The sequence below is a fragment of the Thioclava atlantica genome, from assembly GCF_000737065.1.
Lineage (GTDB): Bacteria > Pseudomonadota > Alphaproteobacteria > Rhodobacterales > Rhodobacteraceae > Thioclava > Thioclava atlantica.
The window spans coordinates 157685-178147 of record NZ_AQRC01000006.1 but is presented as its reverse complement, the minus strand read 5'-3'; the positions used below and the strand labels follow the sequence as shown (position 1 = coordinate 178147).

Below are 20463 nucleotides of genomic sequence, written 5' to 3'. Positions count from 1 at the left end.
CCTCCGCGTCAAAAGCGCACAATTTGGCCGAGCACGGCACGAAATCATTGATAATCGTCCCTCTTCGCGCAATCAATGCACGGCAAGGGAGCTCAGGGACGAATGAAGAATATCGCGAAATTTTCGGCGATCGGCGCCGCGCTTGCCGTGGTCGCGGGTCTTGGTTTCACCTGGTTTGCGAGCACGCGCCATGCCGGCGAAGACATCTTTGCGCAATGCCGCTCGAGCGTGGTGGCCGGTGGTGCGGGCGCGATCGGCGGGCCGTTCACACTGACCGACGAGAACGGCAAGACGGTGACGGATAAGGATGTCATCACCGAGCCCAGCCTTCTCTATTTCGGTTATACCTATTGCCCGGATGTCTGCCCGCTCGACAATGCGCGCAACGCCGAGGCCGTCACGCTTCTGGAAGATCACGGCTATTCGATCACCCCGGTCTTCATCTCGATCGACCCGGCGCGCGACACTCCGGAACTGCTGCGCCAGTTCACCGACCTGATGCATCCGAAGATGATCGGCCTCACCGGCACGCCCGAACAGGTCAAGAAGGTCTCGCAGGAATACCGCACCTATTTCAAGGTTCAGGACCCGAACGACCCCTACACGCTGATCGACCACTCGACGCAGAGCTATCTCGTCTTTCCGAAGATCGGCTTTGTCGAATACTTCAACCGCGATGCGAAACCGGAAGACATGGCGGACCGGATCGGCTGTTTCATCGACGCGTGGAATGAGGCGGGCGCCGATAGCGCAAGCTGAGTTTGACCACGGCGAAGCCAGCGCTTAAAACGCATGGGGAATAACGGATCGGAGATCTTTCATGGCCGAGGATAGCAGCGCGGATATCGGGCCGGACAAGTCTCTTCTTCTCGTCGATGACGACGTACCCTTCCTCACGCGGCTCGCCCGCGCGATGGAAAAGCGCGGCTTCGAGCCCAAGACCGCCGAGACCGTCGCGGCGGGGCTCGCGATCGTGCAGAGCGATCCGCCTGCCTATGCAGTGATCGACCTCCGTCTCGAGGACGGCAACGGTCTCGACGTGGTCGAGGCGCTGCGCGAGAAACGCCAGGATGCGCGCATCGTGGTGCTGACCGGCTATGGCGCGATCGCGACCGCCGTGGCCGCGGTGAAAATGGGCGCGACCGATTACATCTCGAAACCCGCCGATGCGACCGACGTGACCAATGCGCTTCTGGCAAAGGGCGAGACCGCCCCGCCGCCTCCGGAAAATCCGATGAGCGCCGACCGCGTCCGGTGGGAACATATCCAGCGCGTATACGAACTGTGCGACCGGAATGTCTCGGAAACGGCCCGCCGTCTGAATATGCATCGCCGGACGCTTCAACGCATTCTGGCAAAGCGCAGTCCGCGCTGATTTAAAAATATTGATTGAAAATTAATAAAACATGCGATTATAGCTCCTGAAAACATCAGGAGCGACCGAATGAACCTTGAAAATATGTCTCTTGAAGAACTGAAAACCCTGCGCAAGCAAGTTGACAAGGCGATCGACAATTTCGAAGAGCGCAAGAAGAAAGAAGCGCTCGACAAGCTTGAAAAGGCCGCGCGCGACATGGGCTTTTCTCTGGCGGAACTGACCGGCGCCGGATCGAACAAGCCGCGCCGCATCGTCGCGCCGAAATACGCCAATCCGGACGATCAGAGCCAGACCTGGACCGGTCGCGGCCGCAAGCCCCGCTGGGTGCAGGAAGCGCTCGACAGCGGAAAATCGCTCGACGATCTGAAAATCTGACAAATCGAAAGATTTGAATATCCCCGCCCTTTTGGCGGGGATAATTCGTTTCAGATCTCGGTCAGAAGCGCTGCGTGCCGCGCCGTGTAATCCGCGCGCACTTCGGATGGCGGGCGCAACCGGATCTTGAAACTCTCGCCATATTCGGAGTCGATCCGGCCGAATATCTTGTCCGCTTCCTTGGCGGAAAATCCGGCGATCTGTTCCGCCTCGAGTCGTGCCGAAACGATATCGGCCTTCTTGATCGCCCGCTTGATCCTCACGGGCAATGCGGCAGGCAGGCCGAACCGGATATGCACCGCCGCGATGAGTTTCGCATCGAGCGCGCCATAGCCCTCGCCGATCGTCGCCTTGACCGGGCTGATCATATCCCCCAGCACATATTCGGGCGCATCGTGCAAAAGCGCCGCGAGCTTCCAGCGCGGATCGGTTTTCGGGTTCTGTTGCGAGAAGATCTGTTCGACGAGCAGCGAGTGCTCGGCCACCGAATAGGGCCAGTCGCCGAAGGTCTGCCCGTTCCATCGCGCAACGAAGGCGAGCCCATGCGCGATATCCTCGATCTCGATATCGACAGGGGTCGGATCCAGCAGGTCGAGTCTGCGTCCCGAAAGCATTCTCTGCCAGGCGCGTTTCATGAGATCACCGTCTGTTTCCTCGAAAAAATGCGGGTCGCCAGGGCCGGGCGGCCCTCGCCGGACATGGCTGCGACGTCACTACCCAAGCCCGCCCCCGGTGTAAACGCGCAGTCAAGAGGGAACATTTGAACCCGGCGTGAGTTTGCCTCCCAAGACAGACAAACGTGGAGGACTCCGATGAAGGCCTCGAAAAAAACCATTCTGGCGGCTGGCATTATCGCGATGAGCGTCCCGGCCACGATCTCGCTGGCACGGGTCAGCAACGATATGAATCCACTCGACCGGACGCCGCGCGAGATCATGCTCGACGGCTATCAGGGTGACGGCCGGCCGATGGACGATATCGGCGGGAACATCCCCTATGGCGACCTGTCGGCCTTCGACAAGATCGAAACCATCGGCGAGGCGCAGAACGCCGAGACCCCGTTTTGCGATCACCGGCCGAAACTGCTTGAGGTCCTCAAGCACGATTTCGCGGAATCCCCGCGCGTGAAGCAGGCGATCGACAACCGGCGGTCGGTCGAACTCTGGGCGTCCTCGATGATGGGGACCTGGACGGCGGTCTATACGCGTCCCGACGGCGTGTCTTGCGTCGTGTCCTCGGGCATGGGCTGGAAACAGGGGCAGAACCCCGTCGCTCTGCTCCATCGCGAGGGTATCCTTCCCGCGACGTAACGGATTCTGGCGCTTTGTTGCCGCGTTAAGGACCCGGTGCTACATAGCTCCCGAAATCAAATCCGGGAGCCGTACATGGCCGATTACATCATCAAGGATATTGCGCTCGCCGATTATGGCCGCAAGGAACTGGACATTGCCGAAACAGAGATGCCGGGCCTGATGGCCTGCCGCGAGGAATTCGGGAAAAGCCGGCCGCTCAAGGGCGCGCGCATTGCGGGCTCGCTGCACATGACGGTGCAGACCGCCGTGCTGATCGAGACGCTCAAGGCGCTCGGCGCCGATGTCCGCTGGGCGTCGTGCAACATCTTCTCGACCCAGGATCACGCGGCGGCCGCGATCGCCGCGGGCGGCACCCCGGTCTTCGCGATCAAGGGCGAGACGCTGGAGGAATACTGGTCCTACACGGACAAGATCTTCCAGTTCGAGGAAGGCACCTGCAACATGATCCTCGACGATGGCGGGGATGCGACGCTCTATATCCTGCTCGGCGCGCGCGTCGAGAATGGCGAGGAAGACCTGATCGCCGTCCCGACCTCGGAAGAGGAAGAGGCGCTGTTCGCACAGATCAAGAAACGCCTCGCCCAGAGCCCCGGCTGGTTCACCAAGCAGCGCGACGCGATCCAGGGCGTCTCGGAAGAGACCACGACCGGCGTGCATCGTCTCTATGACCTGCACAAGAAGGGCCTGCTGCCCTTCCCGGCGATCAACGTGAACGATAGCGTCACCAAGTCGAAATTCGACAACAAGTACGGCTGCAAGGAAAGCCTCGTCGACGGCATCCGCCGCGCCACCGACGTGATGATGGCCGGCAAGGTCGCCGTCGTCTGCGGTTACGGCGATGTGGGCAAGGGCTCGGCCGCGTCGCTGCGTGGCGCGGGTGCGCGCGTGAAGGTGACCGAGGTCGATCCGATCTGCGCGCTGCAGGCGGCGATGGACGGGTTCGAGGTGGTCACGCTGGAAGACGTGGTCGACAGCGCCGACATTTTCATCACCACCACCGGCAACAAGGACGTCATCCGCATCGAGCACATGCGCCAGATGAAGGACATGGCGATTGTCGGCAATATCGGCCATTTCGACAACGAAATTCAGGTCGCCAGCCTCAAGAACCACAAATGGACCAACATCAAGGACCAGGTGGACATGATCGAGATGCCCTCGGGCGCGCGGATCATCCTGCTGTCCGAAGGGCGCCTGCTGAACCTCGGCAACGCCACCGGCCATCCGAGCTTCGTGATGTCGGCGAGCTTCACCAACCAGGTGCTGGCCCAGATTGAGCTCTGGACCAAGGGCGACGACTATGCGCCGGGCGTCTATATCCTGCCCAAGCATCTCGACGAGAAGGTCGCACGGCTGCATCTGGCGAAGATCGGCGCCAAGCTGACCGAGCTGCGCGCCGACCAGGCCGACTATATCGGCGTCACCGTCGAAGGGCCCTTCAAGCCCGAGCACTACCGCTACTGACGCCCGCCAAAAGGCGTCATCCGGGACCGCGCCTTCGGGCGCGGTTCTTCATTTGTCGGACCTCTCCTGCCTTGCTACGCTTCGCCCAACGCGACAGACGGAGGAAGCGGAGATGAACCCGGAGCAAATGGCCGAACTCTTCCGTCCGGAACTGGAACGCGAGCTTGCCCATCTGCGGGCGGACTCGGCGGGCACCGCCGAAGCGCGCCGTCCGGTCGAACTCGACCAGCAAAGCGTCGGGAGGCTCTCGCGCATGGATGCGATGCAGAACCAGGCGATGGCGAACGCCGTCGATGCGCGCCGCCAGAGCCGGATCACCGCGATAGAGGCCGCGCTTGCGCGCATGGCCGAGGGTGAGTTCGGCTATTGCGAAAGCTGCGGCGAGCCGATCCCCTTCAAGCGCCTCGAACTCGACCCGACCTTCACCCAATGCGTCGCCTGCCGCAGCGGCTGAGTTTTGTCTTTGTAATTTGTCTATCTCGTCTTACGCTTCCCGAGCCTCAATTTCGGACGGCAAGACTTCCAACAGGTGAGACAAATGGGAAAAAGAGACGAGCTGATCGCGAAATACGCCGATGATCTCAAGAACAAATGTGGCATGGATCCGGATATGGGCCTTCTGACCAAGGTCACGATCGGCTGCGGCCCTTCGATCTACGATGCCGACGCCTCGACCGTGGCGGGCTCGGACAAGGGCGAGCTTGAAACGGTGAAGAACAACTTCCTCGTCAAGAAACTCGGCCTCTCGGACAGCCCTCAACTGATGGACGCGATCGACTCCGTGATCGAGACCTACGGCCGTTCGGAGCGCAACAAGTATCGCGCGGTGGTCTACTACATGCTGACCAAGCATTTCGGGAAGGAAAGCGTCTACGCCTGAGCGGACGCACCCTCGAAATCCCGTTCGGCCCGGCACCCCGCCGGGCCGTTTTCCTGTCAGGGCACCAGAAGCTTGATCCCGGCCACATGGGTGGGTGTCGCGCCAAGCGCATCGGCCGCGAGATCCTCGACCGCCTGAGCGAGCGCCTCGGGGGCGACGACCCGGTCGATCAGGCCCCACTGACGCGCCTCCTCGGCCTCGATCTTCTGCCCGGCCATCAGGATCATCTTGCTGCGCGCCGGGCCGATCAGGGCGGCCATGCGCGCAGGATCGGAAGGCTGGGGCAGGAAGCCCAGCTTCATCACCGGATAGAAGAATTTCGCGCCCGGCACCGCGATACGCAGATCGCAGGCGAGGACCATCCCCATCGCGCCTCCCGCCAGCGTGCCGTTGAGCGCGGCGATGGTCAGGCAGGGCAGCGCGGCGATCGCGCCCGAGAGCCGTTCCCAGATCGGATCGGTCGCCAGCCCGGCCCGCGCCTCGTCGAGATCCGCCCCGGCCGAGAACACCTTGCCCGCGCCGGTCAGAACGAAGACCCGCGCCCCGTCTTCGGCCGCGCGGTCCGCGAGATCCGCGATCTGACCCAGCATTTCGCGCGTGAGCGAATTGGCCTTCTCGGGCCGGTCTATCGTGACGATCCACAGCCGGTCCCTGGTCTCGTGGCGGATCATGTCTCCCTCCCGAATTCGCTATCCCCCAACCGATCTATCAGCGCTCCGGGCCCTTGACCATCACGCATGGCAAGGGGAGGATGAGCGCGATTTCGGGTTTGAGGAAAGGTTTCGTCATGGCTTGGTTGAAAACCGCTGCATCGGGCACGGTCTGCGCGGCATTGCTCTCGGGCACGGCGGCCTTCGCGGATGTGACGCCCGAACAGGTCTGGCAAGCCTGGGAAAAGGGCTACGAAACCTATGGCTACGACGTCACCGTCGGCAAGAGCGACCGGGCGGGCGATGTGCTCACGATCTCGGATGTGAAGCTCGTCAATTCCGTCGAAGGGTCAAGCTTCGACATGACGATCCCCGAGATCCGCCTGCGCGATCGCGGCGACGGCTCGGTCGAGGCGAGCGTCTCCGAGAAGATGACCGGCATCGCCCGCGCCGATGTGCCCGACGAGCCCCCGGTGGAGCTCGACATGGTGATGACCCAGACCGGCACCAAGCTGGTGGTTTCGGGCACGCCCGAGGACATGATCTACGATATCGACGCGCCGAAGATCACGCTCGAGATGGATCAGGCGAGCACGCAGGACAAGAACCTGCCGATCAAGATCTGGCTCTCGATGGAGAACACGACCGGGCGCTACGAGATGCTGAAGGGCGACGCGGATAGCGTGAAGTCCTCGGTCAAGACGGGCCTGGTGAAATACTCCGCCTCCGGGGCCGATCCCGAATCCGGCGGCACGTTCAATTTCGACGGCGAGTTCACCGACGTCACCTATGACGGCAATTTCCTCCTGCCGAGCGGCGTGCCGATGGAGAAGCTCGACGAGGCGCTCAATGCCGGGGCGAAGATCGAGATGGCGATCAAATTTGCCAGCTCAAGCCATTCGGTGAATATCGACAGTCCCGACGGACCGGTCTCGCAGAAGAGCTCGGGCGAGGGCGGCAACCTCGATATGACCTTCTCCAAGGAGGGCATGCATTTCTCCGGGGCCAGCAAGGGCAGCGCTCTCGAGATGACGACGAAGGAGCTTCCCTTCCCGGTCAAGCTCGCCATCGACTCCGCCGATATGGATTTCATGATGCCGGTCTCCAAGGATGAGGCGGCGCAGCCCTTCAAGGCGAAGCTCTCGCTGAATGGCCTGACCGCCACCGACGATCTTTGGAACATGTTCGACCCGACCGGAAAACTGCCGCGCGATCCGGCGACGCTCGCGATCGACCTGAGCGGCCAGATGACGCTCGGCGCGGATCTCTTCTCGCCGGAAGTGGCGAAGATGCCCAGCCCGCCAATCGAGGTGAAGACGGTCGATATCAACAGGCTCAAGCTCTCGATGGTCGGGGCGGACCTGAACGGTACCGGTTCGCTCGAGATCCGCAATGGCGGCCCGCTCCCGATGCCCAAGGGCGTGATCGACCTGACCCTCAGCGGCGCGAACGGGTTGATGGACAAGCTGGTCGAGATGGGCCTCGTGCCGCAGGACCAGATCATGTTCGCGCGCATGATGCTTGGGCTCTATGCCAAACCGACGGGCGAAGACGCCTATGAATCGAAGGTCGAGTTCAAGGATGGCGGAGAAATCCTCGTCAACGGCCAGCGCGTCCAGTAAGAAAGCTCCAACAGGGCGTGAAGCCGTCCGGGTGGACCGGGCGGCTTCACTCTTTCTCAAGAGGTGAACATGAGCGAGCAGTCACTCCCCGATCTCACGCAGGCCCTGCTGGCGGCGGCCAAGCGTGCAGGCGCGCCCGCGGCGGACGCGATCGCGGTGGATGGAAGATCGGTCGCGATCGACGTGCGCGAGGGCAAGCTGGAACAGGCCGAACGCTCCGAGGGGATCGAGCTGGGCCTGCGCGTCCTTTTCGGCGGCAAGCAGGCCTGCGTCTCGGCCTCCGACATCTCGGAGCGCACGATGACCGAGATGGCCGAACGCGCCGTGGCGATGGCCCGCGAGGCCCCCGAGGATCCTTTCATCGGGCTCGCCGATCCCGCCCAGCTTTCGGATATCCGCGACGCTCACGACATGGAGCTGGCCGATCCGGGCCGCGAGCCCTCGGCCGCCGAGCTGCAGAGCGATGCGCTCGAAGCCGAGGCCGCCGCGCTCGCCGTCTCGGGGGTATCGCAGGTGCAATCGGCCTCCGCCGCCTATTCCTACCGCCGAATGCATCTCGCCGCCTCGAACGGTTTCGAGGGCGGCTATGATCGCAGTTCGCGCTCGGTCTCGGCGGTCGCGATCTCCGGCGAGGGCCTGTCGATGGAACGCGACTGGGCCGCCGAGAGCCGCGTCTTCCAGGCCGATCTGCCGAGCGCGCGCGAGGTCGGCGAACTCGCGGGCGAACGCGCCGTGGCCCGCGCGAACCCGCGCCGTCCCAAGACCGGCGCCTATCCGGTGCTGATCGACGAGCGGGTCTCGGGCAGCCTGATCGGCCATCTGCTCGCGGCGATCAACGGGCAGGCGATCGCGCGCGGGGCCTCCTGGCTGCGCGATGCGATGGACGAACAGGTGCTGCCCGAAGCGCTCTCGCTCACCGAGGAGCCGCATCGCAAGCGGACCTCCGGCTCGCGCCCCTTCGATGCGGAAGGGCTTCGCACCGCACCGCGCGCCATCGTGGAGAACGGCGTTCTGCGCAGCTGGACGCTCGATCTCGCCACCGCCCGCAAGCTCGGGCTGCAATCGACCGCCAATGCCGGCCGAGGCACCTCCGCCCCGCCCTCGCCCGGTGTCGGAAACGTGCGTCTCACCCAGGGCACGCAGAGCCGCGACGATCTTCTCGCGGAGATGGGAACCGGCCTGCTGGTGACCTCCTTCATCGGGGCCACGATCAACCCCAATACCGGGGATTATTCGCGCGGCGCTTCCGGCTTCTGGGTCGAGAACGGCGTCCCGGTCTACCCGGTCAATGAATGCACGATCGCGGGAAATCTGCGCGACATGCTGCGCAGCCTGCGCCCGGCCAACGACGCGCGGCTTCATCTGAGCCATGTCGTGCCCTCACTTCTCGTCGAGGGGATGACCCTTGCCGGAGACTGATCTCGAATTGCTGAGCGAGGCCGCCGTTAAGGCCGGTGAGCTTGCGCTCTCCTTCTGGAAGAAGGCGCCCGAAGCCTGGGACAAGGGCGGCGGCGCCGGCCCGGTCTCGGAGGCCGATCTCGCGGTGAATGCGCTCCTCGAGGACAAGCTGCGCGGCGCCCGTCCCGATTACGGCTGGCTGTCGGAGGAAAGTGCCGACGACCCCGCGCGACTGGCTGCAAGCGCGACCTTCATCGTTGATCCGATCGACGGGACGCGCGCCTTTCTCAATGGCGATGGCGGGTTTTCCCATGCGCTGGCGGTGGCACGCGAGGGGGAGATCGTCGCCGGCGTCGTGCATCTCCCGGTGCATGGCCTGACCTACAGCGCCACCGTCGACGGTCCCGCGCTGCTCAACGGCAAACCGCTGCAGCCCGGCACGCGCGCGGCTTTGGAGGGCGCGAGCGTCCTGACCTCGAAACTCTCCGACGACCCTGCGCATTGGCGCGACGGACCGCCAGCCTATCGGCGCAGCTTCCGGCCCTCGCTCGCCTGGCGGCTCTGCCTCGTGGCCGAGGGGAAGTTCGACGCGACGATTTCGCTGCGCAAGGCCTGGGAATGGGACATCGCCGCGGGCAGCCTCATCGCCGAGCGCGCCGGGCTTCGCGCGACCGACCAGCGCGGCGCGCCGCTGCGCTTCAATCGCGCCTTGCCGCAATCCGACGGGCTGATCGTCTCCAACCCGTCGCTGCATGATGCTTTCCTGGAAAAACTCGCCTCTTGGCCGGGATAGAGCCTACCAGCGCAGGAATTTACGCCCCAGAAACATCCCGATCAGGACGGTCAACCCGATCCCGGCCCCGTACCAGGTGACATAGAAGAGCGGGCTGTCCTCGGTGCAATGGAGCGCATAGATCGCCGTGCCGAGCCCGCCCGCCGCAAGCCCGGCAAGAGCTCCGGCGCGTTCGGGCGCCATCACCGCGCCCTTGCGCAGGCTCAGAATGAGCGCACCGAGCATCGGGGCCGAGAAAAGCGGCACCGAGAGGAGGCAGGGCAGAATCGTCTGCCCGGTGAAATCCGCCACCCGCTCATCCGCCGGCGTCGTCACATAGGCATAGCCGAGCAAGGCGATCCCGAGCAGCGGGAAAATCCAGATCCAGCCGAGCCGCACGCGCCCAAGCGGACGCGCCAGACGCAATGCGACCGGCGTCGCGATCAGGCCAATGAGGAGCGGAAGATAGAATTTCGGCGCGATTTCCGGCGTCAACAGGGTCTTCTGCATCGGAAAACGGATCCCGAAAAGCAGCATCATCGCCACGGCCGAGAGGATGAGCGCAGGCCCCAGCCACACGCGCAGCGCCTGACCCGCCTGCGGCTCACGCAGCTTGTCGCGTTCCAGAAGTGTCAGCAACTCGTCCGTTTTCATATCTCGATCAGCCTCTCTCGAAGCGCCGCCAGTTTCTTCAGGCTGCGATGCAGCATGACCCGCACGGCGCCCTCGCTCATTTCAAGTTCCTCGCCGGTCTCGGCGATGCTCTTCCCATCGAGCCCGATCGCGCGCACCAATTGCGCGGCGCGCGGCTCGAGATGGGAAATAAACCTCTCTATATCGGCCTTTTCCGTAGGATCGGCCTCGGGCGCGGCGGGCAGGACCTCGGCGAAATCCTCCACCGGGAGATGAATGCGCCGGCCGCGCCGCCGGAACGCATCCACGACCTTGTGACGCGCGATCGCGTAGCACCAGGGCGCGGCGGGCTCGTCCTCGCGCCAGGTGTGACGCTTCAGATGAATGGCGAGCAGCACCTCTTGCACAACATCCTCGCAATCGGCCTCGCCGAGCCCCGTCCCCCGGGACCGGACGACACTGCGCAGGACCGGGGTCACCGCATGCAGGAAGAGCCCGTAGGCGCGGGTATCGCCTGCGTTGGCAGCCCGCAAGAGCTGCGACCAGTCAGCCTTCCGATCATGCATCATCGCCTTCCTTTCGGCGCCGATCATGCATTCGTTACAGCGCGAGGGAAAAACTTTTTCGATCACGCTGCCGTGAGCATGTAACGCATTCGCGATCCGTTGCGAAGAGCAGTCAGGACCATTCCGGGTCCGATCCAATCAGGGAGATCAAGAATGAAGACCGAAACCACCCTTGGCATCGCCACCGCTCTGACCTGCGCGCTCGGGCTCGCCAGCGCGGCTCACGCCGACGACATGTCGAAGGATATGGAGAAGTGCTACGGCGTCGCGCTCGCCGGCCAGAACGATTGCGCGGCCGGTCCGGGCACGACCTGCGCGGGGACCGCGACGAAGGACTATCAGGCGAATGCCTGGAAACTCGTTCCCGCCGGCACCTGCGAGTCGATCGAGACTCCGCACGGCATGGGGTCGCTGAAGCCCAAGGAGATGTGATCACAGGCGCGGGGTGGGCCAGGCCCTCCCCGCCTCTTCAGGGAGGAGACGAGATGCGACTGCCAGCAAAACCGGGGCTCGGGTTCAAACCCGAACATTACCCCGCGATCGCCGAAACGAAACCCGATCTGGGGTTTTTCGAGATCCATGCCGAGAATTACATGGGTGCGGGCGGGATGCCCCACGCGATGCTCGAGCGGCTGCGACAGGATTATGCGATCTCGATCCACGGCGTCGGCCTGTCGATCGGCGGCCCGGACCCTCTCGATACGGACCATCTCGACCGGCTCAGCGCACTTTGCGCCCGCTACGAACCCGAAAGCTTCTCCGAACATCTCGCCTGGGCCAGCCATAACGGGATCTGGATGCACGATCTGCTGCCCCTGCCCTACACCCGGGAGACGCTGAACCTCATCTGCGATCACATCGACCAGCTTCAGACCCATCTGGGTCGGCAGGTCCTGCTCGAAAATCCCGCGACCTATCTGCTGTTCGAGGAATCCGACATTCCCGAGACCGCGTTTCTGGCGGAGATCTCGGCGCGCACCGGCTACGGTCTGCTGCTTGATGTGAACAATGTCTTCGTCTCCTGCGTGAACCACCGGAGCGATCCGCGGGGCTACCTGGCCCGGTTCCCGCTGGAGAAGGTGGGCGAGATCCATCTGGCGGGCCACGAGGAGGAGGAGCTTCCCTCGGGTCCGCTTCTGATCGACAGTCACGGGCGCTCCGTCGCCGAACCGGTTTGGGCACTTTTCGCCGAAACAGTGTCGAAAACCGGGCCTGTCGCAAGCCTGATCGAATGGGATAACGACCTGCCCGATTTCGCGACGCTGATGGCGGAGGCCGAGCGCGCCGGAGGCATATTGGCGGGGGCGTCCCATGCGCTCGCATCGTAAATTCGCGCGGAATTTCCTTGGCGGGATTTCCGGTGGGCCGGTACCCGAAGGCGCGACGAGCACTGCGCCTTCGGAGACGGAACACCGCTTCCGCGTCTACCGCAACAACGTCGCGCACGGGCTATCGCGGGCGCTCGCCCGGCATTACCCGGTTGTGGAGCGACTGGTCGGCCCCGAATGTTTCGCAGGCCTCGCCGCGCTCTATATCGAGCGCCATCCGCCCCGCACCCCGATCCTGACCGAATGGGGCGGTCGGTTCGCGCTGTTTCTGGCGGAAACAGAGACGCTTTCCGATCTTCCCTATCTTCCGGACATCGCCCGGATCGAATGGGCGCGCAGCCGCGCCTATCATGCGCAGGATGCCGCTCCCCTGCGCCCCGAGGATCTGCGCCGGTTCGCGGAACGTATCGGTGAGGGTCTTCAGCTCTACCTGCACCCGTCCACCCAGATCCTGCAGCTCGCCACGCCGGCAGGGTCGATCTGGGCCTCGCAGCAGCCTGACGGGCCGCGGCCGCCCGCGCCCGATCAATGGTGCGCCGAAACCGTGCTGGTGGCGCGCAGGGGGATCGCCCATGTGATCACGGTGGTGATCACGCCCGCGACCGGACGGTTTCTCGCCCATCTGATGGAGGGCGCGAACGTCGCGGAAGCGCATTCGCATGCCGGGGACGGCTTCGATCTCAACGCCGCCTTCGCGCTGCTATTGGAGAACGCGCTGATCGTCGGCGCGGGCCACAGGGAGGATCAGACATGATGGGCACACCCCGCGCTTCGGCGCCGAAACAGCCTCTGTTTCGCCTCTACCGGACGTTCGCCTCCGCGCTATCGGCGCTCCCCGAGGATATCCTGTTGATCGCCGCACGGGTGTTTCCCGCGGTGGTGTTCTGGATGTCGGGCCGCACCAAGGTCGAGGGGTTCTCGATCCGCGACGCGACCTACACGCTCTTCGAATACGAATACGACCTGCCTTTCCTTCCGCATGAATGGGCGGCGGTGATGGCAACGACGGCCGAGCATCTCTTTCCCGTGCTGCTCATTCTCGGGTTTGCCAGCCGCGCCGCCGCGCTCGCCCTTCTGGGAATGACGCTGGTGATCCAGATCTTCGTCTATCCGGGCGCCTGGGTCACGCATGGGCTCTGGGCCACTGCCTTTCTCGTCGTGATCACGAAGGGACCGGGACGGTTTTCCCTCGACCGGGCGCTCGGTTTGGAACGTTGAGGCTTGCCCTCCCGGCCCGGGCCCTTATCTGTGGGTCCGAAGGGAGAGCGCATGCGCGAGAGCGACGATATCGAAGCCGCGATGGACCGGGCCGAAGCTTCGGGGCGGGGCCATGTGCCGGATCCGGCCGAACCGCGCCTGTTGCGTGACGCGCTCGGACGGTTCGCGACCGGCGTGACGGTGGTCACCGCCTGCGAATGCGGCGGAGAGGGCAACCCGATCGGAATCACGGTGAACAGCTTCGCCTCGGTCTCGCTGTCGCCCGCTTTGATCCTGTGGTCGGCCGCGCGCTCCTCGATGCGCCACGCGCATTACACCGAAGCCCCCGCCTTCGCGGTGCATGTGCTGCGCCACGATCAATCCGGTCTCGCGCGCCGCTTCACGCGCAGCGGGGATCGTTTCGACGGGCTCGATTACACGATGAACGAGGATGGCGTGCCGCTGCTGGCCGATACGCTGGCGCGGTTCGAATGCGTGACCGAGGCGCGCCATGACGGCGGCGATCACACCATCATCATCGGCCGCGTCACCCGTTTCACCGCCGACCCGGACGGCACGCCGCTCATCTTCTCGGGCGGCCAGTTCGGCGGCTTCGTCCCCGACGCTCAGCCGAGCTGAGCGATCCGCCGGGCGAGCTCGGTCACAGCGAGACTTTGCGCCTTCGCGATCGTTCCCGGTTCCTGATCCGCAATCGGCACGGTGAAATCGAACCGCCGCACGATGTCGCGTCCGATCTCGCCGCCGGCCGGCGTGACGAAATAGACCCCGGCCACATGCAGCAATCCGTCGGAACCGGGCAGCATCTGCTCGATCCGCACCTCGATGCGGCGCGCGGGCGGCGACGAGAGCGGCCAGGGTTCTGCCAGAACCGTCGCCCCGGTGAGCCCCGAGATCTGCCGCGCCAGAGCCTGCGTCACCGCCTGCGCCGGATCGTTGGCCCAGAGGTTGTCGGGATTGGAGCGCAGCGCCCCGTCCGCCGTCTGGTAAGGGATCTCCTGCGCGGTCGCGTATTGCGGCATCGTCACCTCGCGCAGCTCAGCCCGGCCCAGGCGGTCGGGCAGAACCTTTTGCGCGGTGGGAGGGTCGATCGGGTAGCGTGCGACCTTCTCCGGGTCGGAACAGGCCGCCAGAGCCAATAGGCAGAGCGGGAGCAGGCGCAGTCCGGACATCGTCATCTCCTGTCAGCGGCCCAGCAGGAAGGCGCGGGGGTTACGTTCGATCATCCGCGCGAGCGAGCCGATATCCGCGATCGACCGGCGCAGCTCGCGCAGGGTGGTGAGGGTTTCGCTCGAGAAGTTCGAGCCCTGCCCATAGGTCGAGACCAGCGCGCGGGCCTGGTCGATCAGGGCCTGGAGCTTCTCGGTCAGGTCGGGAAGGCGGTCGGCCGCCTGCGAGATCGACCCGGCCGCCTGCTGCGTCGCATCGAGCGTCTGGTTCAGCTTCTCGGCGGCGCCGGCGTCGCGCAGCTCCTTGAGCAGGCTCGCGGTCTGTTCCAGCGTCGCGTTGAGCGATTGCGGCAGGTCCTGCGTGCCCGGCTTGTTCAGGAGACCGTTGATATCCGCGAGAATCAGGTCGATCTTCTGCCCGATATCGTTGAGCGGCATGTCCGCGATCGCGGTCGCCGCCCGGTCGGCCGAGGCCAGCGTCTCGTGCAGACCGTCGATTTCCTCGAGCACCGAGGAGGCCGCCTCGGTCACCCGGTCGAGCGCCTTCACCGTCTTTTCCGCCGCATCCTTCTTGTTGAGATCGCCCGCGAAGGTGCGCAGCTGCTCCAGCAGCCCCGCCAGTTCTCCCGGCACTTTGCGCGTGTCCTCGCTCTCGGCCACAGCCGAGATCGAGTCGAGCGCGCGGATCGCGGAGCTGAGGACTTCCTCGATCGGCAGCCCCTCGATGCGCTTGAAGACGCCCTCGGCGGATTTCGCCAGATCGTTCTCGGCCGCGGGCGCGGTCGGAATGGTCGGGAAGGGGTCCGCGTTCAGGTTCATCTCGGCCTTGGGCTGGTCCGGCACGTCGCTCAGTTCGATCACCATCGTCCCGCCCAGCAGCCCGATCGCCGCGATCCGTGCGCGCAGGCCGTTCTCGACCTCGCCTTGCAGGAATTGCGTGACGGCATCCGATTTGGAATCGCGCGCAAGCCCCAGACGGTCGGGCGAGAGCGCGATCGTCACCTGCTGCTGCGCGTAGCGCTGCCCGGAGGAATCGGTGCGGATCTTGATCGCGAGGGCTGTCACCTCGCCCGCCTCGACCCCGCGGAACTGAACCTTCGACCCGACCTCGAGCCCCTGCACCGGATCGTCGAAGAGAAGCGTGTAGCGCGGCGGATCGACGACATCGGACTGGAACACCGAATTCTCCGCCGTATCGCGGCTGGTGAAGAGCCGGAACGCGTGACCGCTATCGACGATGTCGCCGCCGCTGGTGAAGGTCTCGAACTCCACGCCGCCCTGCACGAGCGTCGCCAGGGACTGCACGTCGAGGCTCAGGCCGGAGGCGTCGAACTTCACCGAGAAGCCGGACGTGTCCCAGAACCGCGTCTGGGTCGAGAGGAGCTTGTTGTAGGGGGCGTCGATGAAGGCATCGACGACGACGCCCGAGCCGTCCTTGTCGAGCCGCAGGTTCTGCAGATGCCCGGCAGTGAGCCCGTGATAGAGAACCGGTGCGCCATCGGCGATGCCGCCCGCCTCCTTCGCGCGCAGTTCGATCAGGGTGCCCTTCGTCGAATCCGGGGAAATCGGCGGCTGGTCGAGCCCCTCGAACAGGGCCTTCTGGCCCTTCGGCTTGTCGTTCCAGTAGCCCTCGATATAGGTGCCCGAAAGCACCGTCCCGAGATTCTGGATGCCGCGCGCCGAAACCTCAGGACGCACCAGCCAGAACTTCGCCTCGGTGTCGATATAGGGCACGACGTCCTTGTCGACCCGGACGCCGAGCCGCACCTGCGTGAGGTCCGCGGTGAAGCCGATCGTCTCGACCTTGCCGACCTGAACCTCGCGGAACTTCAGCGGGGTGCCGATCTCGACCCCCGTGGCATCCTTGAAGTCGATCTCGATCAGCGCGCCCCGGTCCGCGAATGTCTTCCAGGCGACGCCGAGCGTCACCACGAGCGCCAGAAGCGGCACGATCCAGACCACCGAGAGCCGCGTCCAGATCGGACGCGGCGCTTGCGAGGTCTCGAGTTTCGCGGGGCCGGGCTCGGGCGTGTCGTTCATGCAGAAGTCACTCTTTCAGGGCCGCGCCAGATCAGGCGCGGGTCGAAGCTTTGGGCCGAGAGCATGGTGAATGCAACAGAAAGGGCGAAAGACGCCGCGGCAGGCCCGGGATGAATCGATGCCACGAAGCCAAGCTGCACCAGCGCCGAGAGGATCGCGACCACGAAGACGTCGATCATCGACCAGCGCCCGATGAACTCGACCACCTCGTAGAGGTGCAGATGCGGATGGCCGCCGCGGCGACGCTCGTTGCCCACCGCGAGGGCGAGATAGGCGATCGCGATGAACTTGCCGATCGGGATCAGCACCGACGCGCCGAAAACGATCAGCGCCACCCCGTAATTGTGATGGCGCCAGAGTTCGATCGCCCCGCCGACGATGGTGTTCTTCTGTTCCCCGGTCAGCGTCTGGGTCAGCAGCATCGGATAGAAATTGGCCGGGATGTAGAAGATCAGGCCGGCGAGCCACCACGCCCAGACCGCCTGCAGACCGTGCCGGTCCACGGTATGCAGCTTGGCCCCGCAACGCCCGCAATGGCTGTCCTCACGAGGCCAGACCCGGCCGCAGCGCGTGCAGCCGGTGAAGCCGGCATCGGTGGCGGTCAGCACGTTCATTTCTGCTCGATCTCGTCCCATATGACCCATTTGCTGACAAAGGAATTCTTGAGCGTGGTGACAATGATCAGCACGCAGAAGGCCCAGAAGGCGGGCCCGAGCGACACTTGCGCGAGCCCGGCGATCTTCACCAGCGCGACCGCGGTGCCGATGATGAAGATCTCGGCCATCGCCCAGGGCTGCGCCTCTTCGGCGAGCCGGAAGATCAGCGCCGCATGGGGCCAGGCGGGCTGGCCATTGGCCAGCGGCCAGAGCGTGTAGATCAGCGCCAGGAACCGAAAGACCGGGATCGCGACGATCATCGATAGCACCGCGAAGGCCAGCGGCGCGAGCCACCCGTCGGAAAAGGCCATCGCGACGCCGAAGATCGAGCTTTCATGGGTCAGCCCGCGCGCCGAGATCTCGAGGAAGGGAAAGAAGATCGCCCCGATCATCAGGATCATCCCGGTGAAGGAAAGCGCGATCACATGCAGGAACGAGCGCTCCCTCGGCACGATGAGCAGCGTCTTGCACCGGACGCAGCGCGCACGGGTACCCTCGGGGAGATGCTCAGCGCGGTGCAGCGCGTCGCATTGCGGACAGGCGATCAGCTCTGCCGGGTCCAGTTTCGCGGGGGCGGAAGTTTCGGCCATTGAACAAACCTAGCGAATGCCTTGGGCGCGACAAGCCGTCGCGAGAAATCGAAGCATTTTAGCTGTCAACGATGCCTTAAGCGAGCCTTGTTAGACCGGGGGCGGGTGAAATGAGGTGGTGGGATGAGCAACCGCGACAATGCGGCGCCAATCATCATCAAGCGCAAGAAGGTTTCCGGCGGCGACGGGCACCACGGTGGGGCGTGGAAAGTGGCCTATGCCGATTTCGTCACCGCGATGATGGCCTTCTTCATGCTGATGTGGTTGCTGAACGCGACGACCGAGAAACAACGCAAGGGGATTGCGGATTATTTCAATCCGACGATCCCGATCAATCGCATTTCCGGCGGGGGCGAGGGTGCCTTCGGCGGCGACTCGGTCTTCTCCGAGGATCAGATCGCGCAGACCGGGACCGGCGCCAGCGCGCAGCGTCCTACCGAAGAGAGGCAGGCCCGCGGGCAAGGCTCGGCGGAGGACAAGCGCGACACCGACCATGCCGAATTCGAAAAGACCGCGCGCGCGATCGAACAGGCCCTGAAGGGGGGCGGCGGTGAATCGATGGTCAGCCGTCAGCTCGCCCGGCATATTGTCACACGGGTCACCGACGAGGGTCTGATCGTCGAGTTCTACGACCTTCCCGGAGCGCCGCTCTTCGAGGCGGACAGCGCCACGCCCAGGCCCGTCCTGCGCGAGCTTGCCGGAATGCTGGCGCGGGTCTTCGCGCTGGTGCGCAACGATATCGCGCTCAACGGCCATGTCCGCGCCTATCCCAAGATGCTCGTACGCGACCCGGTCTGGCAGCTCTCCTCCGCCCGGGCCCAGCAAGCCCGCGAATTGCTCGAAGGGGCCGGGTTCGAGCCTTCGCGGATCGAACGCGTCACCGGATTTGCCGACCGCAAGCCAAGCGTCCCGCGGCCCATGGACCCGCGCAACAACCGGCTGGAGATCGTTCTCCTGCGCGGCCTGCGCTAACCATGTCGGCGAAAGATCCTGGAGCTTAGGAGGATCTTAAGCCTCCGTGCGCCACTCTGCCCGCAAGAGTAGGCACGCAGCAGAAAGGCGCAACATGTCGATTTCCTCCTCGCTGAACGCGGGCGTCGCCGGGTTGGCCGCGAATGCCACCCGGCTCGCCACGATCTCGGACAATATCGCGAATTCGGGCACCTATGGCTACAAGCGCGCCATCGCCGAATTCGAAAGCATGGTGATCAATCAGGCACGTGGCGCGGGGGCCTATTCCGCGGGCGGCGTGCGCGCCGACACGACCCGCCTGATCGAGGAGAGGGGCGCCCTTATCGGCACGGCCAACGCCCTCGATATCGCCGTTGCGGGTCGCGGGATGCTGCCGGTCGTTCCCTCGGTCTCGGTCGACAACACGACCGGCGAACAACCCCTGATGATGACGACGACGGGCGCGTTCCGGACCGATGCGAACGGCACCTTGCGGACCGAGTCGGGCCTCGTTCTGCTCGGCTGGCCCGCCAATGCCGATGGCTCGATCCCGGTCCTGCCGCGCGACACCACCTCCGGGCTCGCCCCGGTCATGATCAACGCGAACCAGACCGCCGGCGACCCGACGACGCGGATGAATCTCGGCGTCAACCTGCCCGCCGTCGACACCGAGGCCGGCTCGACGGGGGAGGCGCTGCCGCTCTCGGTCGAATATTTCGGCAATCTCGGCACCTCGGAGACGCTCGACATCACCTTCACGCCCAGCGTTCCGGCAACCGGCTCCTCGAATGAATGGACGATGGTGATCCGAGATTCCGCCTCGGTGGACGATCCCGCGACCCCCGCCGTCGACGAAAGCATCATCGGCGAATACACTCTCACCTTCGACGCCAGCCGCGGCAATGGCGGCACCCTGGCCTCGGTGACGGTCGTTTCGGGCGGCGCTTACGATCCCGCGTCCGGGCTGCTGGACCTCACCGTCGCGGGCGGCCCGCTCGAGATGACGATCGGCACGATCGGCGACACCAACGGCCTGACCCAACTCTCCGACAGTTTCGCGCCGACCTCGATCACGAAGGACGGATCGCCCGTGGGCAACCTCACGGCGGTCGAGATCGACGAGAACGGGTATCTCAAGGCGACCTACGACACCGGCTTCATCCGAACCGTCTACCAGATCCCGCTCGTCGACGTGCCCAATCAGAACGGTCTGATCGCCCTCGACAACCAGACATTCCAGGTCTCGCCCACCTCGGGCTCCTTCTTCCTGTGGGATGCCGGCGACGGACCGACCGGCTCGATCGAGGGCTATGCGCGCGAAGGATCGACGGTTGATGTCGCGCGGGAACTGACGAACCTGATCCAGACCCAGCGCGCCTATACCTCGAACGCGAAGGTGATCCAGACGGTGGACGAGATGTTGCAGGAGACGACGAATATCAAACGCTGACCCTGAACGGGGC

At 64.6% G+C, this 20463-nt stretch carries 25 protein-coding genes; 17 read left to right on the top strand and 8 right to left on the bottom strand.

Annotation, left to right across the window (positions count from 1 at the left end):
• Nucleotides 1-102 precede the first annotated feature (102 nt).
• From DW2_RS09600 to DW2_RS09590, 3 genes are all read left to right on the top strand, one after another.
• On the top strand, nucleotides 103-759 hold the full coding sequence (locus DW2_RS09600; protein ID WP_038145783.1) for an SCO family protein: 657 nt from the start codon (nucleotides 103-105) through the stop codon (nucleotides 757-759).
• A gap of 61 nt (nucleotides 760-820) precedes the next feature.
• Nucleotides 821-1375 (top strand): ActR/PrrA/RegA family redox response regulator transcription factor, encoded by a 555-nt coding sequence (locus DW2_RS09595; protein ID WP_038145781.1) that lies wholly within the window; start codon nucleotides 821-823, stop codon nucleotides 1373-1375.
• A 69-nt stretch (nucleotides 1376-1444) separates the two neighbouring features.
• Entirely contained in the window at nucleotides 1445-1753 is a 309-nt protein-coding gene (locus DW2_RS09590) for an H-NS histone family protein (protein ID WP_038145778.1), read from the top strand.
• 50 nt (nucleotides 1754-1803) lie between these two features.
• On the opposite strand, the gene DW2_RS09585 is transcribed toward DW2_RS09590, so the two are convergent.
• Nucleotides 1804-2388, bottom strand: coding sequence for an HD domain-containing protein (locus DW2_RS09585; protein ID WP_038145777.1), 585 nt, complete (start codon nucleotides 2386-2388; stop codon nucleotides 1804-1806).
• A gap of 177 nt (nucleotides 2389-2565) precedes the next feature.
• Between DW2_RS09585 and DW2_RS19060 the strand changes: the two genes are divergently transcribed.
• The 4 genes from DW2_RS19060 to DW2_RS09565 all read left to right on the top strand — a co-directional run bounded on the left by DW2_RS19060 (nucleotide 2566) and on the right by DW2_RS09565 (nucleotide 5410).
• Nucleotides 2566-3063: a hypothetical protein gene (locus DW2_RS19060; RefSeq protein WP_051855784.1), complete on the top strand. Its 498-nt coding sequence runs from the start codon at nucleotides 2566-2568 to the stop codon at nucleotides 3061-3063.
• Nucleotides 3064-3138: 75 nt separating this feature from the next.
• Complete coding sequence (gene ahcY, locus DW2_RS09575; protein WP_038145776.1) at nucleotides 3139-4530, top strand: adenosylhomocysteinase; 1392 nt, start codon at nucleotides 3139-3141, stop codon at nucleotides 4528-4530.
• Nucleotides 4531-4642: 112 nt separating this feature from the next.
• On the top strand, nucleotides 4643-4984 hold the full coding sequence (locus DW2_RS09570; protein ID WP_038145775.1) for a TraR/DksA family transcriptional regulator: 342 nt from the start codon (nucleotides 4643-4645) through the stop codon (nucleotides 4982-4984).
• An 84-nt stretch (nucleotides 4985-5068) separates the two neighbouring features.
• Nucleotides 5069-5410, top strand: coding sequence for a DUF2853 family protein (locus tag DW2_RS09565; RefSeq protein ID WP_038145774.1), 342 nt, complete (start codon nucleotides 5069-5071; stop codon nucleotides 5408-5410).
• 56 nt (nucleotides 5411-5466) lie between these two features.
• On the opposite strand, the gene DW2_RS09560 is transcribed toward DW2_RS09565, so the two are convergent.
• Nucleotides 5467-6081 carry an enoyl-CoA hydratase/isomerase family protein gene (locus DW2_RS09560; protein ID WP_038145772.1) on the bottom strand — a complete coding sequence of 205 codons (615 nt, stop codon included), beginning with the start codon at nucleotides 6079-6081 and terminating at the stop codon, nucleotides 5467-5469.
• Nucleotides 6082-6197: 116 nt separating this feature from the next.
• On the opposite strand from DW2_RS09560, the gene DW2_RS09555 reads away from it, so the two are divergent.
• The 3 genes from DW2_RS09555 to DW2_RS09545 all read left to right on the top strand — a co-directional run bounded on the left by DW2_RS09555 (nucleotide 6198) and on the right by DW2_RS09545 (nucleotide 9873).
• Nucleotides 6198-7682 (top strand): DUF2125 domain-containing protein, encoded by a 1485-nt coding sequence (locus DW2_RS09555; protein ID WP_162178894.1) that lies wholly within the window; start codon nucleotides 6198-6200, stop codon nucleotides 7680-7682.
• Between the two features lie 69 nt (nucleotides 7683-7751).
• Nucleotides 7752-9101 (top strand): TldD/PmbA family protein, encoded by a 1350-nt coding sequence (locus tag DW2_RS09550; protein WP_038145767.1) that lies wholly within the window; start codon nucleotides 7752-7754, stop codon nucleotides 9099-9101.
• The gene (locus tag DW2_RS09545) at nucleotides 9088-9873 is read left to right on the top strand and encodes a 3'(2'),5'-bisphosphate nucleotidase CysQ (RefSeq protein ID WP_038145765.1); all 786 of its coding nucleotides are present in this window, start codon (nucleotides 9088-9090) and stop codon (nucleotides 9871-9873) included. The genes DW2_RS09550 and DW2_RS09545 overlap by 14 nt, the downstream gene beginning before the upstream one ends.
• Before the next feature lie 3 nt (nucleotides 9874-9876).
• Here DW2_RS09545 and DW2_RS09540 read toward each other — a convergent pair whose 3' ends face one another.
• Nucleotides 9877-10506 carry an NrsF family protein gene (locus DW2_RS09540; protein ID WP_038145763.1) on the bottom strand — a complete coding sequence of 210 codons (630 nt, stop codon included), beginning with the start codon at nucleotides 10504-10506 and terminating at the stop codon, nucleotides 9877-9879.
• Complete coding sequence (locus DW2_RS09535; RefSeq protein ID WP_038145916.1) at nucleotides 10503-11051, bottom strand: sigma-70 family RNA polymerase sigma factor; 549 nt, start codon at nucleotides 11049-11051, stop codon at nucleotides 10503-10505. The genes DW2_RS09540 and DW2_RS09535 overlap by 4 nt, the downstream gene beginning before the upstream one ends.
• Before the next feature lie 153 nt (nucleotides 11052-11204).
• On the opposite strand from DW2_RS09535, the gene DW2_RS09530 reads away from it, so the two are divergent.
• From DW2_RS09530 to DW2_RS09510, 5 genes are all read left to right on the top strand, one after another.
• Nucleotides 11205-11483, top strand: a complete 279-nt coding sequence (locus DW2_RS09530) for a BufA1 family periplasmic bufferin-type metallophore (RefSeq protein ID WP_051855782.1) — start codon at nucleotides 11205-11207, stop codon at nucleotides 11481-11483.
• A 53-nt stretch (nucleotides 11484-11536) separates the two neighbouring features.
• Nucleotides 11537-12379, top strand: a complete 843-nt coding sequence (gene bufB, locus DW2_RS09525; protein ID WP_038145760.1) for an MNIO family bufferin maturase — start codon at nucleotides 11537-11539, stop codon at nucleotides 12377-12379.
• Entirely contained in the window at nucleotides 12363-13133 is a 771-nt protein-coding gene (locus DW2_RS09520; RefSeq protein WP_051855779.1) for an HvfC/BufC N-terminal domain-containing protein, read from the top strand. Before bufB ends, DW2_RS09520 begins: the two co-directional genes overlap by 17 nt.
• On the top strand, nucleotides 13130-13597 hold the full coding sequence (locus tag DW2_RS09515) for a DoxX family protein (RefSeq protein WP_038145759.1): 468 nt from the start codon (nucleotides 13130-13132) through the stop codon (nucleotides 13595-13597). The genes DW2_RS09520 and DW2_RS09515 overlap by 4 nt, the downstream gene beginning before the upstream one ends.
• A gap of 81 nt (nucleotides 13598-13678) precedes the next feature.
• Nucleotides 13679-14215: a flavin reductase family protein gene (locus tag DW2_RS09510; RefSeq protein WP_038145911.1), complete on the top strand. Its 537-nt coding sequence runs from the start codon at nucleotides 13679-13681 to the stop codon at nucleotides 14213-14215.
• Here the strand turns inward: DW2_RS09510 and DW2_RS09505 are convergent.
• The 4 genes from DW2_RS09505 to DW2_RS09490 are packed head-to-tail and all read right to left on the bottom strand — an operon-like array spanning nucleotide 14203 to nucleotide 18049.
• On the bottom strand, nucleotides 14203-14766 hold the full coding sequence (locus tag DW2_RS09505) for a PqiC family protein (RefSeq protein WP_051855776.1): 564 nt from the start codon (nucleotides 14764-14766) through the stop codon (nucleotides 14203-14205). The two genes, DW2_RS09510 and DW2_RS09505, sit on opposite strands and share 13 nt — an antisense overlap.
• 12 nt (nucleotides 14767-14778) lie before the next feature.
• Nucleotides 14779-16803: an MlaD family protein gene (locus tag DW2_RS09500; protein ID WP_038145756.1), complete on the bottom strand. Its 2025-nt coding sequence runs from the start codon at nucleotides 16801-16803 to the stop codon at nucleotides 14779-14781.
• Entirely contained in the window at nucleotides 16800-17417 is a 618-nt protein-coding gene (locus DW2_RS09495) for a paraquat-inducible protein A (protein ID WP_238321301.1), read from the bottom strand. Before DW2_RS09495 ends, DW2_RS09500 begins: the two co-directional genes overlap by 4 nt.
• Nucleotides 17414-18049 (bottom strand): paraquat-inducible protein A, encoded by a 636-nt coding sequence (locus DW2_RS09490; RefSeq protein ID WP_038145753.1) that lies wholly within the window; start codon nucleotides 18047-18049, stop codon nucleotides 17414-17416. Before DW2_RS09490 ends, DW2_RS09495 begins: the two co-directional genes overlap by 4 nt.
• Before the next feature lie 123 nt (nucleotides 18050-18172).
• Here DW2_RS09490 and DW2_RS09485 point away from each other — a divergent pair, with 123 nt between their 5' ends.
• Both DW2_RS09485 and DW2_RS09480 read left to right on the top strand, forming a co-directional pair.
• Nucleotides 18173-19021, top strand: coding sequence for a flagellar motor protein MotB (locus tag DW2_RS09485; RefSeq protein WP_038145751.1), 849 nt, complete (start codon nucleotides 18173-18175; stop codon nucleotides 19019-19021).
• A gap of 94 nt (nucleotides 19022-19115) precedes the next feature.
• A complete protein-coding gene (locus DW2_RS09480; RefSeq protein WP_038145749.1) occupies nucleotides 19116-20450 on the top strand; it encodes a flagellar hook protein FlgE in 1335 nt (444 codons plus the stop codon).
• The last annotated feature ends 13 nt before the right edge of the window (nucleotides 20451-20463 follow it).

Coding starts and splice junctions, on each gene's coding strand:
- DW2_RS09600 (WP_038145783.1), top strand. CDS start 103: ATGAAGAATATCGCGAAATTTTCGGCGATCGGCGCCGCGCTTGCCGTG.
- DW2_RS09595 (WP_038145781.1), top strand. CDS start 821: ATGGCCGAGGATAGCAGCGCGGATATCGGGCCGGACAAGTCTCTTCTT.
- DW2_RS09590 (WP_038145778.1), top strand. CDS start 1,445: ATGAACCTTGAAAATATGTCTCTTGAAGAACTGAAAACCCTGCGCAAG.
- DW2_RS09585 (WP_038145777.1), bottom strand. CDS start 2,388: ATGAAACGCGCCTGGCAGAGAATGCTTTCGGGACGCAGACTCGACCTG.
- DW2_RS19060 (WP_051855784.1), top strand. CDS start 2,566: ATGAAGGCCTCGAAAAAAACCATTCTGGCGGCTGGCATTATCGCGATG.
- ahcY (WP_038145776.1), top strand. CDS start 3,139: ATGGCCGATTACATCATCAAGGATATTGCGCTCGCCGATTATGGCCGC.
- DW2_RS09570 (WP_038145775.1), top strand. CDS start 4,643: ATGAACCCGGAGCAAATGGCCGAACTCTTCCGTCCGGAACTGGAACGC.
- DW2_RS09565 (WP_038145774.1), top strand. CDS start 5,069: ATGGGAAAAAGAGACGAGCTGATCGCGAAATACGCCGATGATCTCAAG.
- DW2_RS09560 (WP_038145772.1), bottom strand. CDS start 6,081: ATGATCCGCCACGAGACCAGGGACCGGCTGTGGATCGTCACGATAGAC.
- DW2_RS09555 (WP_162178894.1), top strand. CDS start 6,198: ATGGCTTGGTTGAAAACCGCTGCATCGGGCACGGTCTGCGCGGCATTG.
- DW2_RS09550 (WP_038145767.1), top strand. CDS start 7,752: ATGAGCGAGCAGTCACTCCCCGATCTCACGCAGGCCCTGCTGGCGGCG.
- DW2_RS09540 (WP_038145763.1), bottom strand. CDS start 10,506: ATGAAAACGGACGAGTTGCTGACACTTCTGGAACGCGACAAGCTGCGT.
- DW2_RS09535 (WP_038145916.1), bottom strand. CDS start 11,051: ATGCATGATCGGAAGGCTGACTGGTCGCAGCTCTTGCGGGCTGCCAAC.
- DW2_RS09530 (WP_051855782.1), top strand. CDS start 11,205: ATGAAGACCGAAACCACCCTTGGCATCGCCACCGCTCTGACCTGCGCG.
- bufB (WP_038145760.1), top strand. CDS start 11,537: ATGCGACTGCCAGCAAAACCGGGGCTCGGGTTCAAACCCGAACATTAC.
- DW2_RS09520 (WP_051855779.1), top strand. CDS start 12,363: ATGCGCTCGCATCGTAAATTCGCGCGGAATTTCCTTGGCGGGATTTCC.
- DW2_RS09515 (WP_038145759.1), top strand. CDS start 13,130: ATGATGGGCACACCCCGCGCTTCGGCGCCGAAACAGCCTCTGTTTCGC.
- DW2_RS09510 (WP_038145911.1), top strand. CDS start 13,679: ATGGACCGGGCCGAAGCTTCGGGGCGGGGCCATGTGCCGGATCCGGCC.
- DW2_RS09505 (WP_051855776.1), bottom strand. CDS start 14,766: ATGTCCGGACTGCGCCTGCTCCCGCTCTGCCTATTGGCTCTGGCGGCC.
- DW2_RS09500 (WP_038145756.1), bottom strand. CDS start 16,803: ATGAACGACACGCCCGAGCCCGGCCCCGCGAAACTCGAGACCTCGCAA.
- DW2_RS09495 (WP_238321301.1), bottom strand. CDS start 17,417: ATGAACGTGCTGACCGCCACCGATGCCGGCTTCACCGGCTGCACGCGC.
- DW2_RS09490 (WP_038145753.1), bottom strand. CDS start 18,049: ATGGCCGAAACTTCCGCCCCCGCGAAACTGGACCCGGCAGAGCTGATC.
- DW2_RS09485 (WP_038145751.1), top strand. CDS start 18,173: ATGAGCAACCGCGACAATGCGGCGCCAATCATCATCAAGCGCAAGAAG.
- DW2_RS09480 (WP_038145749.1), top strand. CDS start 19,116: ATGTCGATTTCCTCCTCGCTGAACGCGGGCGTCGCCGGGTTGGCCGCG.